This window comes from Streptomyces sp. NPDC048734 (assembly GCF_043198675.1).
Taxonomy (GTDB): domain Bacteria; phylum Actinomycetota; class Actinomycetes; order Streptomycetales; family Streptomycetaceae; genus Streptomyces.
The window spans coordinates 98669-115324 of the sequence record NZ_JBICUZ010000002.1 but is presented as its reverse complement, the minus strand read 5'-3'; the positions used below and the strand labels follow the sequence as shown (position 1 = coordinate 115324).

Genomic DNA, 16656 nt, shown 5'->3' with positions numbered 1-16656 from the left:
CCGGGTGACAGCGGCGACCATCGGCGCCGGCGCTGACGGCGGTGACAGCAGTCATGACGGTGACAGCGGTCATGAGGTGGTGGCGGTGATGACGGCGGTGGCAGTGGTGCGGCGGCTGCGGTCCTGAAGGCCGGCCGCGCGTCTCCCCGCTCCCTCGGGGGCGTCCGCTCGCGTCCGTGAGCCGGTCGCGCAAGAGGGCATGTCTCACAGTGTCCCCCGGTTTCGCCGGGAGCCGCGGGCCCCTATCGTCGGGGGCATGTTCGCCGTCTACGCCGCTCGAATCGACCGCGACCAGCCGCTTTCCGGACTGGAGTTGGGGGAGCGACCGGCCCCCGACGCCCGCCCCGGCTGGAGCACCGTCACCGTCCGGGCCGCCTCCCTCAACCATCACGACCTCTGGTCCCTGCGGGGCGTCGGCCTCCCGGAGGACAAGCTGCCGATGATCCTCGGCTGCGACGCCGCCGGCGTCGACGAGGACGGCAACGAGGTCGTGCTGCACTCCGTCATCGGCCAGACCGGCCACGGGGTCGGCCCCCGGGAGCCCCGGTCCATCCTCACCGAGCACTACCAGGGCACTTTCGCCGAGCGGGTCGCCGTGCCGACCTGGAACATCCTGCCCAAGCCGAAGGAGCTGTCCTTCGAGGAGGCCGCCTGTCTGCCCACCGCCTGGCTGACGGCCTACCGCATGCTGTTCACCAACGCGGGGGTGCGACCCGGTGACTCGGTGCTCGTGCAGGGCGCCGGGGGCGGCGTGGCCACGGCCGCGATCGTGCTCGGCAAGGCGGCCGGACTGCGGGTCTTCGCGACCAGCCGTGACGAGGCCAAGCGGAAGCGGGTCCTGGAACTGGGTGCCGTCGAGGCCGTCGAGCCCGGGGCGCGGCTGCCCCAGCGCGTGGACGCCGTCATCGAGACCGTCGGCGCCGCCACCTGGTCCCACTCGGTGAAGTCGCTGCGGCCCGGCGGCACCCTCGTCATCTCCGGAGCGACCAGCGGCGACCGCCCCTCCCACGCCGAACTGACCCGGATCTTCTTCCTGGAGCTGAAGGTCGTCGGCTCCACGATGGGCACGAAGGACGAACTGGAGGACCTGCTCGCCTTCTGCGCCGCGACCGGCGTCCGGCCCGTCATCGACGAGGTGCTTCCGCTGGACCGGGCCCGGGAGGGCTTCGAACGGCTCGCGTCCGGCGACCAGTTCGGCAAGATCGTCCTCACCAACTCCTGACGGCTTCTCGCGCCCCTGACGGCGGGTCCGGCTCCGGGCCCGCCTTTCGCACACCTGCCTCGTCAACCACGGTTGACATGGCAGGTGTGTCAACGTAAGTTGACATCATGACCGAAGCAACGGATCTCGCCGCACGGGCGGGTGACCGCGATCCACGGGTCGGGCTGCGTGCCGTAGCCGCCCTGCGCCGGCTGCTGGAGCAGCTGGAGGCGGTGCAGGTGCGCAGTGCGCGCCTGCAGGGCTGGTCGTGGCAGGAGATCGCCGCGGAACTCGGGGTCAGCAGGCAGGCCGTGCACAAGAAGTACGGGAGGCAGTGATGTTCGAGCGGTTCACGAAGGACGCCCGGGAGGTGGTGCGCGGTGCGGTCGCGCACTGCGAGAACGCCGGTGGGGGGACCGTGGGCCCCGAGCATCTGCTGCTCGCCCTGCTGGACCGTGAGGCGAGCCGCGGCTCCTTCGCGCTAGCGGCCCTCGGCCTCCCGGTGGAGGGCAGGGGGCCGGTCCGTGAGGCGCTGGACGAGGCGCGTCGGCGCGCGGGCCTCTCCCGGGCGGACGCCGACGCCCTTGCCGGCCTCGGTATCGACGTGTCGGAGATCGTCTCCCGGGTCGAGGAGGTGCACGGGGTCGGCGCGATGTCCGGGGAGCGGCGGGAGACGGGACGGCGGACCGGCCGTCCCGGGGGCCTCGGGCGCCCCGGCTTCGGGCGGGATGCCAAGGACGTCCTGGTGAAGTCCCTGCGCATCGCCCTGGCTCACCACGACCGGTGCATCGGCGACGAACACCTCCTGCTCGCCCTGGCCGCCCGCCCCGGCCCATCCGCAGAGGTCCTCGCCGACCACGGCGTCACCCACACCTCCCTGACCCGCGTCCTGTACGCCGGGGGAGAGGCTCGGGCGGGCTGAGCCGGGGAGGGCCGAATGGGGGAGAGGGCTGGAGACGGGCCCGGTGGCGGCGGGCGGCGGGCGGCAGCGGTGAGGCCGGTCAGGGCGGTGGCTGACGCCCGGGTGTCTTCGTTCAGTCCTTGCCGGTCCGCAGCATCGCCCCGATGCGGGCCGCCGCCGTCGACAGATGGCGGCGGGCCTCACGGAGCTGGTCGGCGGTGACGCCGTGGTCGCGGGCCGCGTCGCGGATGTCGTCGCGGAAGCGGTCCAGGAGCCGGTCCAGGTCACGGGCCGGGTCGTCGCCGGGCGCCTCGTGGGCCCAGGACGGCTCGAAGCCGGCCGGGAAGTCCGTGGGGGTCTCGGTGTAGACCGGACCCTCGGCCCCACCCGCGCCTCCCGCCGACCCCTCCGGTCCCGCGGCGGCCTTCGGCCCCTCGGTCTCCCCGGCACGCTCCGGGCTCCCGGCGCCGCCCCGGCCGAAGCCGAAGTCCTTGCCGAACTCCTTCCCGAAGTCCTTTCCGAACTCGCCGAACTCCTTGGCCAGTTCGGTCAGCCCCTCTCGGACGCCCGTCGGCCAGTCGCCCCGCGCGAAGTGGTCCTGGACCTGATCCTGGACCCGTCGCGCTATGCGCTGGACCTCCTCCTGAGCCTGGGCCACGGCCCGGTCCTGGGCCTCCTTGGCCTGGCGGCGAGCCCGCTGGGCCTCCTCGCGGGCCCGCCGGCTCTCGTCCTTGGCCCGGCGGGCCTGTTCCTTCCACTCCTGCTTGGCGCGCCGCATCTCCTCCTTGGCGACCCGCCACGACTCCCTGTCGCCGTACTCCCCGTACTCCCCGGCGCCGGGCCCGGTGTTCGCCCCGGTGCCCTGACGGGCCTCGGAGGCCGCCGCCCGCATCTCACGCCGCAGCTCGCCCGCCGCTCCGCGCACGTCGGCCCGGATCTCCGCGGCCAGTTCGGCGACCGACTCGCGGATCTCCAGCTCCAGATCCGCGAGTTCACCGCTGCGGTCGGCCAGCTCGGCCCGGCCCGCGTCGGTGATGGCGTACACCTTGCGGCCGCCCTCGCTGGTGTGGGTGACCAGGCCCTCGGCCTCCAGCTTCGCCAGCCGGGGGTACACGGTGCCCGCCGACGGCGCGTACAGCCCCTGGAAGCGTTCCTCCAGGAGGCGGATCACCTCGTAACCGTGGCGCGGAGCCTCGTCCAGGAGCTTGAGCAGGTAGAGGCGGAGGCGGCCGTGGGCGAAGACGGGAGGCATGTCAGAGCACCTTCTTGTCGGTCGTGCTGTCGTCCGGGCCGGACGCTGAACCGTCCCCGGACGGGGGACAGTCTCCCGGACCGGCGGACTCACCGTCGCCCGGAGCCGACCCGGCCTCCCAGGGCCCGTCCTCCACCGGAGGCCGCCGCAGCAGGGCGATCGATCCGGAGACCGTCGTGGCCTTGAGGCGGCCGCTGCCCGTGCCGAGACGGCCGGTGATCCGCTTGGCACCCCACTGGCCGCTCACCCGGAGGTCCTCGAAGGCGTTGGAGACCGAGCCGCTCGCGGTGTTCGCCTCCACCTGCGCGTCCGCCGGGTGGGGCAGGCGTATGGCGATCTCGCCCGAGACGCTGGTCAGGCTGATGTCGGTGGGGCGGCCCGTCGGGTCGAGGTCGACGATCATCGAGCCGCTCACCGAGTCGGCCTTCACGGAGGAGCCCGCCTCGACGACGGTCAGGTCCCCGGAGACGGAGTTGAAGCGCAGGTCGCCGGTGAGGGCCTGCGCCTCCACGTTCCCCGAGACGGTGTCCGTGCGGACCGGCCCCGCCAGGCCGACGAGGGTCGTGTCGCCAAAGACGCCCCTCACCTCGGCACGGCCGTCGATACCGGAGACCACCGCGCCGGCGCTCACCACGCCCACCTCCACGCGGGTGCCGGCCGGGACGGCGAGCGAGACGACGGCACTGCGCTGCCAGCCCTTGCGGTCGAGCCACTTGAGGAAGCCCTTCCAGGGCAGGTCCTCGTACGCCACCGTCAGCGCCCCGTCCTGGTGGGTCACGACGAGAGGGGGCCCCTCGATGTGGGAGACCTCCAGACGCGCGGAACCCTCGTCGGTGCCCACCACGTTGACCGTTCCGTCGACGATGCGGACGTGCAGCTCACTCACCGGCTCGTCGAAGGAGAGCTTCCTCGGCTCGGCGACGGACCACTCGGACATGGTGATGACCTCCTCGACGGCACGACACGCCATATCGCGTCTCACGTAAAACACGATATATCGCGGACCTCGGAAGTCAAGGCGCTCTTTCCGGTGACCGGCCTCCCGCGGCCGACGGGCGTGCCGCTCCCGCAGCCGACGGACACGCAAAAGGGGCGCCCCTCAGGGCGCCCCCGCACACGACCGGCGTGCCGCCGGTGGACCTACTCGTCGTCCTCGTCGTCCAGCCGGGCCAGCCACGTGGCCAGCCGTTCCACCGGGACCTCGAAGTCCGGGTTCAGGTCGACGAACGTCCGCAGCTGCTCGGCGAGCCACTCGAAGGTGACCTCCTCCGCGCCGCGCCTCTTCTCCAGCTCTTCGATGCCACGGTCCGTGAAGTACATGGGTCAAGGATAAGCGGGCGCAAACAGCCGGGCCGCACCCCGCGGAACAGCCGTACCGCCCCCGCGGAACAGCCAGGCCGCCCCCGCGTGACAGCCGGCCGCACCCCACGAAACGGCGGGGCCGCACCCCGTGAAGAGGTGCGGCCCCGCCGCTGTCCGGTGGTCGAGGACGCCTACGCCTCGAACACCTCACGCACCAGCTGTTCCTGCTCGGCCTGGTGGCGCTTGGCCGAGCCGACCGCCGGGGACGAGCCGTGCGGCCGCGAGATGCGGCGCAGGCGCTCGCCGTGCGGCACGTCCGCGCCGACGGCCAGGTCCAGGTGGTCGATCAGGTTCAGGGCGATGAACGGCCAGGCGCCCTGGTTGGCCGGCTCCTCCTGGGCCCACAGGTACTTCTCGGCGTTCGGGTACTTGGCGATCTCCGCCTGGAGCTCGGCACCCGGCAGCGGGTACAGGCGCTCGATGCGGATGATCGCGGTGTCCGTGATGCCGCGCTTCTGACGCTCGGCCTCCAGGTCGTAGTAGACCTTGCCGGCGCAGAAGACGACCTTCCTGACGGCGGCCGGGTCCACCGAGGCGTCGCCGATGACCGGGCGGAACTGGCCCGTCGTGAACTCCTCCGCCTTCGACGCGGCGGCCTTGAGGCGCAGCATCGACTTCGGGGTGAAGACGACCAGCGGCTTGTGGTGCGGGTTGTGCACCTGCCACCGCAGGAGGTGGAAGTAGTTCGACGGCAGGGTCGGCATGGCGACCGTCATGTTGTTCTGGGCGCACATCTGGAGGAAGCGCTCCGGGCGGGCGGACGAGTGGTCCGGGCCCTGGCCCTCGTAGCCGTGCGGCAGGAGCAGGGTGACGCCGGACGTCTGGCCCCACTTCTGCTCCGCCGACGAGATGAACTCGTCCACGACCGTCTGGGCGCCGTTGACGAAGTCGCCGAACTGCGCCTCCCACAGCACGAGCGCGTCGGGGCGGGCCAGCGAGTAGCCGTACTCGAAGCCCATCGCCGCGTACTCGGACAGCAGGGAGTTGTAGACGTTCAGGCGCGCCTGCTCGTCCGAGAGGTACATCAGCGGCGTGAACTCCTCGCCGGTCTCCCGGTCGATGATCACGGCGTGCCGCTGGCCGAACGTGCCGCGCTGGGAGTCCTGGCCGGCCAGGCGGACCGGGACGCCCTCCAGGAGGAGGGAGCCGACGGCCAGCGTCTCGCCCATGCCCCAGTCGATCGTGCCGTCCTCGACCATCGTGGCCCGGCGCTGGAGCTGCGGCAGCAGACGCGGGTGCGCGGTGATGTGGTCGGGGATGTTGACCTGGGACTCGGCGATGCGCTTGACGACCTCCGCCGAGATCGCGGTGTTCACCGCGACCGGGAAGCCGTCCTGCGGGTCGGGGGAGCTGCCGGGGACGGGCTGCGCGGTGGCCTCGCGGACCTCCGTGAAGACCTTCTCCAGCTGGCCCTGGTAGTCCTGCAGCGCCTGCTCGGCCTCTTCCAGGGTGATGTCGCCGCGACCGATGAGGGACTCGGTGTACAGCTTGCGCACCGAGCGCTTCTTGTCGATCAGGTCGTACATCAGCGGCTGGGTGAAGGCCGGGTTGTCCGACTCGTTGTGACCGCGGCGGCGGTAGCAGATGAGGTCGATCACCACGTCCTTGTTGAAGGCCTGGCGGAACTCGAAGGCGAGCCGCGCGACGCGGACCACGGCCTCCGGGTCGTCGCCGTTCACGTGGAAGATCGGGGCCTCGATCATGCGGGCCACGTCCGTCGCGTACATGGAGGAGCGCGAGGACTCGGGGGCCGCGGTGAAGCCGACCTGGTTGTTGATGACGATGTGGACCGTGCCGCCGGTGCGGTAGCCGCGCAGCTGCGACATGTTCAGGGTCTCGGCCACCACGCCCTGGCCGGCGAAGGCCGCGTCACCGTGCAGGGCCACCGGCAGGACGGTGAAGTCCGTGCCGCCCTTGTTGACGATGTCCTGCTTGGCGCGCGCGACGCCCTCCAGGACCGGGTCCACCGCCTCCAGGTGCGAGGGGTTGGCGACCAGCGAGACCTTGATCTGCTCGCCGTCCAGGCCCGTGAAGGTGCCCTCGGCGCCCAGGTGGTACTTCACGTCGCCGGAGCCGTGCATCGACTTCGGGTCGAGGTTGCCCTCGAACTCGCGGAAGATCTGGGCGTACGACTTGCCGACGATGTTCGCCAGTACGTTCAGCCGGCCGCGGTGGGCCATGCCGATGACGACCTCGTCGAGGCGCGACTCGGCGGCCGAGTCGAGCACCGCGTCGAGCAGCGGGATGACGGACTCGCCGCCCTCCAGGGAGAAGCGCTTCTGGCCGACGTACTTCGTCTGCAGGAAGGTCTCGAAGGCCTCCGCCGCGTTCAGGCGGCGCAGGATGCGCAGCTGCTCCTCGCGCTCCGGCTTGGTGTGCGAGCGCTCGATGCGGTCCTGGATCCACCTGCGCTGCTTGGGGTCCTGGATGTGCATGAACTCGACGCCGGTGGTGCGGCAGTACGAGTCGCGCAGCACGCCGAGGATGTCGCGCAGCTTCATGAGGGACTTGCCCGCGAAGCCGCCGACGGCGAACTCGCGCTCCAGGTCCCACAGGGTGAGCCCGTGCTCGGTGATGTCGAGGTCGGGGTGCTTGCGCTGGCGGTACTCCAGCGGGTCGGTGTCGGCCATGACGTGGCCGCGGACCCGGTAGGAGTGGATCAGCTCGAAGACGCGGGCGGCCTTGGTGACGTCGTCGTCGTGGCTGGCGTCGATGTCCTTGAGCCAGCGGACCGGCTCGTAGGGGATGCGCAGCGCCTCGAAGATGTCGTCGTAGAAGCCCTGCTCGCCGAGGAGGAGGTTCGCGACGATCCGCAGGAACTCGCCGGACGCGGCGCCCTGGATGACCCGGTGGTCGTAGGTCGACGTGAGCGTCATGACCTTCGAGATGCCGAGCTTGTTCAGGGTGTCCTGGCTGGTGCCCTGGAACTCCGCCGGGTAGTCCATGGAGCCGACGCCCATGATGACCGACTGGCCGGGCATCAGGCGCGGGACGGAGTGGACGGTGCCGAGGCCGCCGGGGTTGGTCAGGGAGACCGTGACGCCGGTGAAGTCGTCCATCGTCAGCTTGCCGTCGCGGGCGCGGCGGACGATGTCCTCGTAGGCCTGCCAGAACTCGAAGAAGTTCAGCGTCTCGGCCTTCTTGATGCCGGCGACGACGAGCTGGCGGTCGCCGTTGGGCTTCACCAGGTCGATGGCGAGACCGAAGTTGACGTGCGGCGGCTTGACGAGGGTGGGCTTCCCGTCCTTCTCCGCGTAGTGCCAGTTCATCGACGGCATGGCCTTGATGGCCTGCACCATCGCGAAGCCGATCAGGTGCGTGAAGGAGATCTTCCCGCCCCGGGCGCGCTTGAGGTGGTTGTTGATGACGATGCGGTTGTCGAACAGCAGCTTCACCGGGACCGCGCGCACGGACGTGGCCGTGGGCAGTTCCAGCGAGGCGTTCATGTTCTTGGCGACCGCGGCGGACGGGCCGCGCAGCGTCACGAACTCGGGGCCGTCGGGGGCGGCGGCGGGCGCGGCCTTGGCGGCCGGCTTCGCGGCCGGGGCCGCGGCCTTCGCGGGCGCCGGAGCCGCGGCGGGCTTCGGGGCGGCGGGCGCGGCCTGGGCCGGAGCTGCCGGAGCGGCCTGGGCCGGAGCTGCCGGTGCGGCGGGCGCCGCGGACGTGGTGGAGGTTGCTGCGGCCCCCGCGGCCGCAGTACCCGCCGGAGCCGACGGCGCGGCCGCGCCCGGCTTGTAGTCGGCGAAGAAGTCCCACCAGGCACGGTCTACCGAGTTCGGGTCCTGGAGGTACTGCTGATAGATCTCGTCGACGAGCCACTCGTTCGCTCCGAACGCGGCAGCGGGATTCTTGCCCGCATGGTCTGCGTCGGTGGAGATGCTCGATGCGTTACTGGGGGACTGTGGCGACACGGCGGCAACCGCCCTCTTCCGCTTCACAAGGTGGTGGACAGCGGGAATAAAGGCTACGCCTCCCAGTGGGTGAAGGTCAGGCCGGGCCGCCGCATCGTCGCGTAAGTCACATCGCAAGGGCTGTTTCGGGGGTGGAAATGGCGGGAAACAAACGCGGTTGCGTGCGAAAACGAATGCGTCGACGCAGGTCGATGCGGGTCTCGCACGCTCGGCGTGCGGACCTGGGCCACCTGGGCCGGCGGGTTCCCTGATCACACGGGTCCGACCACGCGAACGCCTGTGGATCTTGTGGCTCCGCCGCAGACTTTACGTCAATTTGGGACGGAGGAGTCTCCCGGAAGAGTGATAAGAATCCGGCAACCCCGCTCGGATTCGGCCACTCCGATCCGGCCGCCGTGCAGATCGACCGCCCAGCGGGCGATCGCCAGTCCCAGTCCGGTGCCGCCGTCGCTGCCCGGACCGTGCGGACGGCGGACGGCGCCCCGGTTGAACCGCTCGAACACGCGGTGCCACTCCGAACGCGGGATGCCGGGGCCCTCGTCCAGGACCTCCAGCTCCAGCGACCCCGGCAGCCGCCCGCGCCGCGCCCTGACCGTCACCCGTCCGTGCGCCGGGCTGTGCTTGACCGCGTTGTCTATGAGGTTGGCGACGACCTGGTGGATGCGCTCCGGGTCCGCGTGCGCGGTCAGCTCCGGAGGGGTCACGTCCAGGTGCAGATGGACGTCCGTGCGCGTGTGGCTGCCGCCCGAGCCCATCGTGGCGCGCGCCGAGGCGACCATGTTGGCCTCCTTCAGCACCCCCGACAGGTACGGCCACACCTCGAAGCGCCGCTTGCGCAGCGGTACAACGCCGTTGTCCAGGCGGGACAGGTCCAGCAGGGTCTCCACCAGCCGCCCGAGCCGCTCGGTCTGCTTCAGCGCCGTGCGCATGGTCTCGGGGTCGGCCTCGGCGATCCCGTCGACCACGTTCTCCAGGACGGCGCGCAGACCCGCGATGGGGGTGCGCAGCTCGTGCGAGACGTTGGCCACCAGCTCCTTGCGCTGACGGTCCTGCGCCTCCAGCTCGTCCGCCATGACGTTGATCGTCCGGCCCAGGTCGCCCAGCTCGTCACGGCGCTTCTCGCTCACCCGGCGGGTGTAGTCGCCGTGCGAGATGGACCGGGCCACCGTGTTCATCTCGTCCAGCGGCAGGGTGAGCGAGTGCGCCACGAACTGTGTGATCAGCAGGGTGGCGATCATCGAGAAGACCATGATGAAGCGCAGCTCGGTCTCGGTGCGCATGGCGATCATCATCAGCCCGGTGGTGATCAGCACCGCGATGACGACCAGCGCCCCCAGCTTGGTCTTGATCGAGAACGGGCGCACACCGCCCCAGGGCTCCCCGGGGCTTCTCGGTCCGTCCGGCCCGCGGCTCATGGCGTCGGGGTCTCCAGCGCGTAGCCCACGCCGTGCACCGTGCGGATCCGCTCGGCCCCGATCTTCCGCCGCAGCGCCTTGATGTGGCTGTCGACGGTGCGGGTGCCCGAGGCGTCCGCCCAGTCCCACACCTCCGCCAGCAGCTGCTCACGGGAGAGCACCGCGCGCGGGGTGTTGGCCAGGCACACCAGCAGGTCGAACTCGGTGGGCGTGAGGTGCACGTCCTCCGAACGCACCCGGACCCGGCGCTGCGCGTGGTCGATCTCCAGCTCGCCGAGCCGCAGTATCCCGCTGCGCGGCGTCGAGGCCGCGACCGTGGCGCGCTCCACGCGGCGCAGCAGGACGTGCACGCGCGCGGCCAGCTCCCGCATGGAGAACGGCTTGGTCATGTAGTCGTCGGCGCCGACGCCGAGCCCGACCAGCATGTCGGTCTCGTCGTCGCGCGCGGTGAGCATCAGTACCGGCACCGGGCGGGCGGCCTGCACGCGACGGCAGACCTCCAGACCGTCGAAGCCGGGCAGCATGATGTCGAGGATCAGCAGATCGGGCTGCCAGGCCTCCGCGGTGTCGACGGCCGCCGGGCCGTCACCCGCCGTTTGCACGAGGAATCCCTCGGCGCGCAGGCGGGCCGCGATGGCGTCGACGATCGTGGGGTCGTCCTCGACCACCAGCACCCGGCGCTGCGCACCGGGTGTCGCCGTCGTCGTGCCGTTGTGTGCGGTGTGTGTCTGCTCCATCGCCCGCCCCTGAAGTGTGCTTTCCGGAACCAGTGGGGTGATTCCTTTTCTGCGCATGACTGCGGTTGACGCCTTCATCACCTGCGTCAGGGCAGCAGCGTACGGGGAGTCACCACGGCTTTGCTATCCAGGTCGGACGGCGAGGTGCACGACGTCCGGCACGCCTCGGGCAACCGGGATCTCTTCGGTACGCACCTGTTGGAACCCGGCATTCCCCAAGGTTCCCTCGAATTTGGGAGACGGCCGGGCGGACCATACCGCGAGCACCCCGCCGGGCCTCAACAGCCTTGCGCAGCTTGCGAGTCCGGCCGGTGAGTACAGGCCGTCGTTGCCTTCCGTGACGGTCCAGTCGGGCCCGTTGTCGATGTCTAGGCACAGGGCGTCGAACGTGTCGGATGTCTCATTGACGTGGTCGAGGAGATCGGCTTCCACGACGGTGGTGCGCGGGTCGGTGAGGGCGGCGCGGGAGACGGCGCCGAGCGGGCCGTCGAGGTGCCAGTCGATGACGGCGCGTTCGCGCTCGACTACCGTGATCCGGCCCCACCGGGGGTCGGCGGCGGCGTGTGCGAGCGAGAACCCGACGCCCAGGCCGCCGATCAGCACGTCCGGTGCGGGGCGGCCGTCCAGCGCGGTGAGCGCGGCGTCCATCAGGAGGCGTTCCGAGCGCCCGTCGGAGGTGTCCATCAGGAAGCAGCCGTTGGCGATGATCTGGAGCAGCTCCCCGTGGCGGCGCAGGACGACCTCGCCGTAGGGGCCCTCACGACGGTCCAGAACCTCGGGGGAGTCGTAGGAGATGGGCATCGGACCATCTTGGCACCGGCCCTGACGGTTGGTTGAGGAATATCGGGCGGCGGGCGTTCGAACGGAGGTGACCGGGTCGGGCGAGGTTGACGTCCGCCGGTACCGCCGGTGTCCGCGAGGTCGCCGTGAGTCGACCCTTCCGGGTCGCCTTCCGGACGGTTCGCTGCACCGCCTCGACCACGGCTTCGGCTTCGGCTTCGGCGTCACGGCGGGCGTCGGCGCGTTGGCCGGCCTGCCGGTTCCCTGGCCGCGCCCACTGCTGCTCGCGGTGTCCGGCGGGATGCTCCTGAAGGGCCTGCTCGCCCCCGCGGACCCGCTGGGCGACTGGGGCCACCTGGGCGCGCCGGTGATCGGTGTCGCGACCTGGCCCTGGGGGCGGCCCCGGGGGAGCGTTCCGCGTGAGCGGCAGGGAGCGGCAGGGAGCGGCAGGGAGCGGCAGGGAGCGGCGGTGCCCGGCGCCCGTGCCGCGCGCGTGGCGCGACTGGTCGGCGGTGACGGGCGTGATCGCTGACAGCGAACGGCGGCCGGGGTGGGGAACATTCGGAGACTCACGTGCATTGAGTCGGCATAACTCAACTTGACTGCCTAAGGGGAGATCATGGCTGCTGAGTCCGCAGCGTTCACACCGCTCACCCTGCCCGTGCTGCCGCTCGACGACGAGGTCGTGCTGCCCGGGATGGTGGTTCCGCTCGACCTCAACGACAACGACGTACGCGCCGCGGTCGAGGCCGCGCAGGCCGCCGCCCGGTCCGAGCCCGGCAAGCCCAGGGTCCTCCTGGTGCCGCGCATCGACGGGTCGTACGCGAGCACCGGCGTGCTGGGCACGGTCGAGCAGGTCGGCCGGCTGGCCGACGGTGACCCGGGCGCCCTGATCCGCGGCCGCGGCCGGGTGAGGATCGGCGCCGGCACCACCGGCCCCGGCGCGGCGCTGTGGGTCGAGGGGACGGGGATCGACGAGAGCGCGCCCGATCCGCTGCCCGGCCACGTCGCCGAGCTGGTCAAGGAGTACAAGGCGCTCGCCACCGCCTGGCTGCGCAAGCGCGGCGCCTGGCAGGTCGTCGACCGGGTCCAGGCCATCGACGACGTCTCCGCCCTCGCCGACAACTCCGGCTACTCGCCGTTCCTGACCACCGGGCAGAAGGTGGAGCTGCTGGAGACCGCCGACCCGGTCGCCCGGCTCAGGCTCGCCACCCGCCAGCTGCGCGACCACCTCGCCGAGCAGGACGTCGCCGAGACCATCGCCAAGGACGTCCAGGAAGGCGTCGACAAGCAGCAGCGGGAGTTCCTGCTGCGCCGCCAACTGGAAGCCGTCCGCAAGGAACTCCGCGAGCTGAACGGCGAGCAGGAGGGCGAGGAGTCCGACGACTACCGCGCCCGCGTGGAGGCCGCCGACCTGCCCGAGAAGGTGCGTGAGGCCGCCCTCAAGGAGGTCGACAAGCTGGAGCGGTCCAGCGACCAGTCCCCCGAGGGCTCCTGGATCCGCACCTGGCTGGACACCGTCCTGGAACTGCCGTGGCACGAGCGGACCGAGGACGTCTACGACATCCGGGGCGCCAAGGCGATCCTGGACGCCGAGCACGCCGGCCTCGAGGACGTCAAGGAACGGATCACCGAGTACCTCGCGGTGCGCAAGCGCCGCAGCGACCGGGGCCTCGGGGTCGTCGGCGGCCGGCGCGGCGGCGCCGTGCTCGCGCTCGTCGGCCCGCCCGGCGTCGGCAAGACCAGCCTCGGCGAGTCCGTGGCCCACGCCATGGGCCGCAAGTTCGTCCGCGTCGCCCTCGGCGGCGTGCGCGACGAGGCCGAGATCCGCGGTCACCGCCGTACGTACGTCGGCGCGCTGCCCGGCCGGATCGTGCGCGCGATCAAGGAGGCCGGGTCCATGAACCCGGTGGTCCTGCTCGACGAGATCGACAAGGTGGGATCGGACTTCCGCGGCGACCCGGCGGCGGCCCTGCTGGAGGTGCTGGACCCGGCGCAGAACCACACCTTCCGGGACCACTACCTGGAGGTGGAGCTGGACCTGAGCGACGTCGTCTTCCTGGCCACCGCCAACGTCCTGGAGGCCATCCCGGAGGCGCTCCTCGACCGCATGGAGCTGGTCCGCCTCGACGGCTACACGGAGGACGAGAAGGTCGTCATCGCCCGTGACCACCTGCTCCCGCGCCAGCTGGAGCGGGCCGGGCTCGCCGCGGACGAGGTGACCCTGGAGGAGGGCGCGCTGCGCAAGCTGGCCGGCGAGTACACGCGCGAGGCCGGCGTGCGCACCCTGGAGCGGTCCGTCGCCCGGCTGCTGCGCAAGGTCGCGGCCCAGCACGAACTGGGCGAGCGGGAGCTGCCGCTCACCGTCCGCGAGGAGGACCTGCGCGAGCTGATCGGCCGGCCGCACCACGTGCCCGAGTCCGCCCAGGACCCGGCCGAGCGGCGCACCGCGGTGCCGGGTGTCGCCACCGGGCTCGCGGTCACCGGTGCCGGCGGCGACGTCCTCTTCGTCGAGGCGTCCCTGGCCGACCCGGAGACGGGCGCCGCGGGTCTGACCCTGACCGGTCAGCTCGGCGACGTGATGAAGGAGTCGGCGCAGATCGCGCTGAGCTTCCTGCGCTCGCACGGCGCCGAACTGGAACTGCCGGTCGCCGACCTGAAGGACCGGGGCGTGCACATCCACTTCCCGGCGGGCGCGGTGCCCAAGGACGGCCCGAGCGCGGGCGTCACGATGACGACGGCCCTGGCGTCGCTGCTGAGCGGACGGCTCGTGCGCACCGACGTGGCGATGACCGGCGAGGTCTCCCTCACCGGCCGCGTCCTGCCCGTCGGCGGGGTGAAGCAGAAGCTGCTCGCCGCGCACCGGGCGGGTGTGACGACCGTCGTCATCCCCAAGCGCAACGAGCCCGACCTGGACGACGTCCCCGCGGAGGTGCTGGACAAGCTCGACGTCCACGCCGTCACCGACGTCCGCCAGGTCCTGGAGCTGGCGCTGGCCCCGGCGACGAACGGGGCCGCGCCGGAGGTTCCGGTCGCCGCGTGATGCCGGTTCCGGCCGCGGGTCCGGCCCGCTCGGGGACCGGATGAGGGAAGGCCCGGGTTTCGTGAGGGAGGCCCGGGCCTTCACCGTGCCGCGGGCCCGGCAGCCCCGGCAGCCGCCGGCCGTGCGCGTGCCCGGCCGGCGGCGGGACGACCAGCCGGTCCGGCGCCCGGCCGAACCGGCAGAGGTGGCTGATCAGCGGGGGTGGCCGACCGGCGAGGGTCGCGGACCGGCGGGGGGCGGCCGACCGGCGGGGGTGGCCGACCGGCGAGGGCCGCGGACCGGCGGGGGGCGGCCGACCGGCGGGGGTGGCCGACCGGCGAGGGGTGGCCGACCGGCGAGGGTCGCGGACCGGTGGGGGAGCGCGGCGGCCGGTGCCGGCCGCCGGAAGAAGCCGCGAACGGAGAGCCGGAGTGCGGAAGGGGGGTCGGAGCACGCCGAAGGTCCGAGCCTGCGAAATACTGGGAGAGCTGCGGCGATGGCGGAAACGGGCGGGAAATTCCAGCGCGGGGAACCTGATCAGGAGTGCTGACGTGCACGAGGACGGAAACGGCGACGGACGCGGGAACGCACCCGGGACGCCGCCGGGCGGTGCACCCGAGGAGCCGCCGGGCGGCGTGGACCGGGAGTTCCTCTCCCTCGAGCGGGAGCTGACGGTGCTGCTGCGCCGCGCCCGCGCCAACCAGGGCGAGATGGCCCGCGAGGTCCACCCCGACCTGGAGCCGGCCGCCTACGGCCTCCTCGTCCGGCTGGAGGAGCTGGGCCGGCAGCGTGCGACCGAGCTGGCCGCCTACATCGGCGTCGGCAAGGCCACCATGTCCCGTCAGCTGCGCGCCCTCGAACAGCTGGGACTGGTCACCCGCGAGCCCGACCCGGCCGACGGACGGGCCTGGCTGGTCGCCCTGACCGAGGAGGGCCGCACCCGGGTCGGCCGCGTCCGCGAGGCCCGCCGCGCACGGTACGTCAGCCAGCTCGCCCACTGGGACCGCGGCGCCGTCGCCGAACTCGCCCGCCTGCTGCACGAGTTGAACCAGGGAATGGCCAGGTAGACCCGCAGCGCGGACTCGCGCGAGAGCCTGTGCGGGGGCCTGTGCATGGGGGGATCAGAGCTCCACGTAGACGGCCGTGGCGTCGTCATGCGTCTTGGCCCGGCCCAGGAACACCCGTTCCGTGTCCGCCCGTTCCAGTTCGCGTACCCGCTCCACCACCGCCTGCGCGCCCTGCCCGGCGACGTGGGTGAACAGGTCCGTCCAGTCCCCCTCCCGGAACGTCTCCACCCAGCGGGTGACCCCGTCGCTCAGGGCGGCCAGGGCCGCCACGCCCCCGCGCGGGACGGAACCGGTCACCGCACGGACGGCCACCGACGGATCCGCGGCGGCCGTGAAGAAGCCGCCCTCCCGGTTGCGGGCGCGCGCGTCGCAGATCTCCGCGCTGGCCAGCAGGGCCCGCGGCACCAGGTCGAGGCGGTCGTCGCGGACCGCCGTGACCGTGCCGTCGGGAGAGGCCAGCAGCAGGACCGCGTCGGACAGCACCAGGTAGTCGACCCGTTCCGGCGACCAGCGCGCCACGGCCACGGTTGCCTGCGGGGTGCGCGGGTGAGAAAGGTCACAGGTTCCGGCGTGCGCCTCGGCGGTACGCGCGAGGGCGCGGCCCAGCGCCTCCGTCAGGGGGACATCCGGGAGGGAAAGGGTCAGTTCGGTCAGGGCGCCGCCCAGCCGTGCGGTGAACCAGGGGACCGAATGCAGACAGCCCGAGCTGCCCGTGGGCGGCGTCACCCCGTCCAGGACGACCAGCACACCGCCCTGTCCGCAGGCGGGAAGCCCGACACTCGCGAAGTCCTCGTTGGGCCGGCCGCGATCACCGGGCTCCGACACAAGTTCCGTACGCATCCGGCCAGTCTGCACGACCCCTTCACGCCCTCCGTGAAAGGCCGGCAATGTTTGCCGAGCCGACGTACCCGCGCAGGTCAGAAGCCTGTTTTGGGCGGTAATGAAGCACTCCGGTAAGGCGTGGCGGCGAATATTGCCAAAGGCTGCCGCTCACGTCCAACCGGCCCG

14 protein-coding genes are annotated in these 16656 nt (G+C 72.0%); 6 read left to right on the top strand and 8 right to left on the bottom strand.

The features are described 5' to 3' along the window. The first annotated feature begins 256 nt into the window (after positions 1–256). From ACGFQC_RS05730 to ACGFQC_RS05720, 3 genes are all read left to right on the top strand, one after another. A complete protein-coding gene (locus tag ACGFQC_RS05730) occupies positions 257–1222 on the top strand; it encodes a zinc-binding dehydrogenase (RefSeq protein ID WP_363091001.1) in 966 nt (321 codons plus the stop codon). A gap of 107 nt (positions 1223–1329) precedes the next feature. Continuing rightward, positions 1330–1539, top strand: coding sequence for a sigma factor-like helix-turn-helix DNA-binding protein (locus tag ACGFQC_RS05725; RefSeq protein ID WP_363091000.1), 210 nt, complete (start codon positions 1330–1332; stop codon positions 1537–1539). After that, positions 1539–2123 (top strand): Clp protease N-terminal domain-containing protein, encoded by a 585-nt coding sequence (locus ACGFQC_RS05720; protein WP_363090999.1) that lies wholly within the window; start codon positions 1539–1541, stop codon positions 2121–2123. The genes ACGFQC_RS05725 and ACGFQC_RS05720 overlap by 1 nt, the downstream gene beginning before the upstream one ends. A gap of 112 nt (positions 2124–2235) precedes the next feature. Here the strand turns inward: ACGFQC_RS05720 and ACGFQC_RS05715 are convergent, their stop codons facing one another. From ACGFQC_RS05715 to ACGFQC_RS05685, 7 genes are all read right to left on the bottom strand, one after another. Next, positions 2236–3354: a helix-turn-helix transcriptional regulator gene (locus tag ACGFQC_RS05715; RefSeq protein ID WP_363090998.1), complete on the bottom strand. Its 1119-nt coding sequence runs from the start codon at positions 3352–3354 to the stop codon at positions 2236–2238. 1 nt (position 3355) lies between these two features. After that, positions 3356–4291 (bottom strand): DUF4097 family beta strand repeat-containing protein, encoded by a 936-nt coding sequence (locus ACGFQC_RS05710; RefSeq protein ID WP_363091051.1) that lies wholly within the window; start codon positions 4289–4291, stop codon positions 3356–3358. 203 nt (positions 4292–4494) lie between these two features. After that, a complete protein-coding gene (locus tag ACGFQC_RS05705; RefSeq protein WP_073491365.1) occupies positions 4495–4674 on the bottom strand; it encodes a DUF6104 family protein in 180 nt (59 codons plus the stop codon). Between the two features lie 173 nt (positions 4675–4847). Beyond that, the gene (locus ACGFQC_RS05700) at positions 4848–8627 is read right to left on the bottom strand and encodes a multifunctional oxoglutarate decarboxylase/oxoglutarate dehydrogenase thiamine pyrophosphate-binding subunit/dihydrolipoyllysine-residue succinyltransferase subunit (RefSeq protein WP_363090997.1); all 3780 of its coding nucleotides are present in this window, start codon (positions 8625–8627) and stop codon (positions 4848–4850) included. Positions 8628–8938: 311 nt separating this feature from the next. Next, positions 8939–10042, bottom strand: coding sequence for an ATP-binding protein (locus tag ACGFQC_RS05695; RefSeq protein WP_363090996.1), 1104 nt, complete (start codon positions 10040–10042; stop codon positions 8939–8941). Then, positions 10039–10779, bottom strand: a complete 741-nt coding sequence (locus ACGFQC_RS05690; RefSeq protein ID WP_363090995.1) for a response regulator transcription factor — start codon at positions 10777–10779, stop codon at positions 10039–10041. The genes ACGFQC_RS05695 and ACGFQC_RS05690 overlap by 4 nt, the downstream gene beginning before the upstream one ends. Positions 10780–10902: 123 nt before the next feature. Then, complete coding sequence (locus tag ACGFQC_RS05685) at positions 10903–11580, bottom strand: spermidine synthase (RefSeq protein WP_363090994.1); 678 nt, start codon at positions 11578–11580, stop codon at positions 10903–10905. A 67-nt stretch (positions 11581–11647) separates the two neighbouring features. Here ACGFQC_RS05685 and ACGFQC_RS05680 point away from each other — a divergent pair, with 67 nt between their 5' ends. From ACGFQC_RS05680 to ACGFQC_RS05670, 3 genes are all read left to right on the top strand, one after another. After that, a complete protein-coding gene (locus ACGFQC_RS05680) occupies positions 11648–12091 on the top strand; it encodes a hypothetical protein (protein ID WP_363090993.1) in 444 nt (147 codons plus the stop codon). A gap of 87 nt (positions 12092–12178) precedes the next feature. Beyond that, complete coding sequence (gene lon / locus ACGFQC_RS05675; protein ID WP_363090992.1) at positions 12179–14602, top strand: endopeptidase La; 2424 nt, start codon at positions 12179–12181, stop codon at positions 14600–14602. Positions 14603–15132: 530 nt separating this feature from the next. Further along, positions 15133–15648: a MarR family transcriptional regulator gene (locus ACGFQC_RS05670; RefSeq protein WP_363090991.1), complete on the top strand. Its 516-nt coding sequence runs from the start codon at positions 15133–15135 to the stop codon at positions 15646–15648. Positions 15649–15702: 54 nt separating this feature from the next. Here ACGFQC_RS05670 and ACGFQC_RS05665 read toward each other — a convergent pair whose 3' ends face one another. Next, positions 15703–16488: a protein phosphatase 2C domain-containing protein gene (locus ACGFQC_RS05665; RefSeq protein WP_363090990.1), complete on the bottom strand. Its 786-nt coding sequence runs from the start codon at positions 16486–16488 to the stop codon at positions 15703–15705. Positions 16489–16656 lie beyond the last annotated feature (168 nt).

What these genes read in the sequence shown, in the direction of transcription:
- ACGFQC_RS05730 (WP_363091001.1), top strand. Translation starts at nt 257, where the DNA reads ATGTTCGCCGTCTACGCCGCTCGAATCGACCGCGACCAGCCGCTTTCC.
- ACGFQC_RS05725 (WP_363091000.1), top strand. Translation starts at nt 1,330, where the DNA reads ATGACCGAAGCAACGGATCTCGCCGCACGGGCGGGTGACCGCGATCCA.
- ACGFQC_RS05720 (WP_363090999.1), top strand. Translation starts at nt 1,539, where the DNA reads ATGTTCGAGCGGTTCACGAAGGACGCCCGGGAGGTGGTGCGCGGTGCG.
- ACGFQC_RS05715 (WP_363090998.1), bottom strand. Translation starts at nt 3,354, where the DNA reads ATGCCTCCCGTCTTCGCCCACGGCCGCCTCCGCCTCTACCTGCTCAAG.
- ACGFQC_RS05710 (WP_363091051.1), bottom strand. Translation starts at nt 4,291, where the DNA reads ATGTCCGAGTGGTCCGTCGCCGAGCCGAGGAAGCTCTCCTTCGACGAG.
- ACGFQC_RS05705 (WP_073491365.1), bottom strand. Translation starts at nt 4,674, where the DNA reads ATGTACTTCACGGACCGTGGCATCGAAGAGCTGGAGAAGAGGCGCGGC.
- ACGFQC_RS05695 (WP_363090996.1), bottom strand. Translation starts at nt 10,042, where the DNA reads ATGAGCCGCGGGCCGGACGGACCGAGAAGCCCCGGGGAGCCCTGGGGC.
- ACGFQC_RS05690 (WP_363090995.1), bottom strand. Translation starts at nt 10,779, where the DNA reads ATGGAGCAGACACACACCGCACACAACGGCACGACGACGGCGACACCC.
- ACGFQC_RS05685 (WP_363090994.1), bottom strand. Translation starts at nt 11,580, where the DNA reads ATGCCCATCTCCTACGACTCCCCCGAGGTTCTGGACCGTCGTGAGGGC.
- lon (WP_363090992.1), top strand. Translation starts at nt 12,179, where the DNA reads ATGGCTGCTGAGTCCGCAGCGTTCACACCGCTCACCCTGCCCGTGCTG.
- ACGFQC_RS05665 (WP_363090990.1), bottom strand. Translation starts at nt 16,488, where the DNA reads ATGCGTACGGAACTTGTGTCGGAGCCCGGTGATCGCGGCCGGCCCAAC.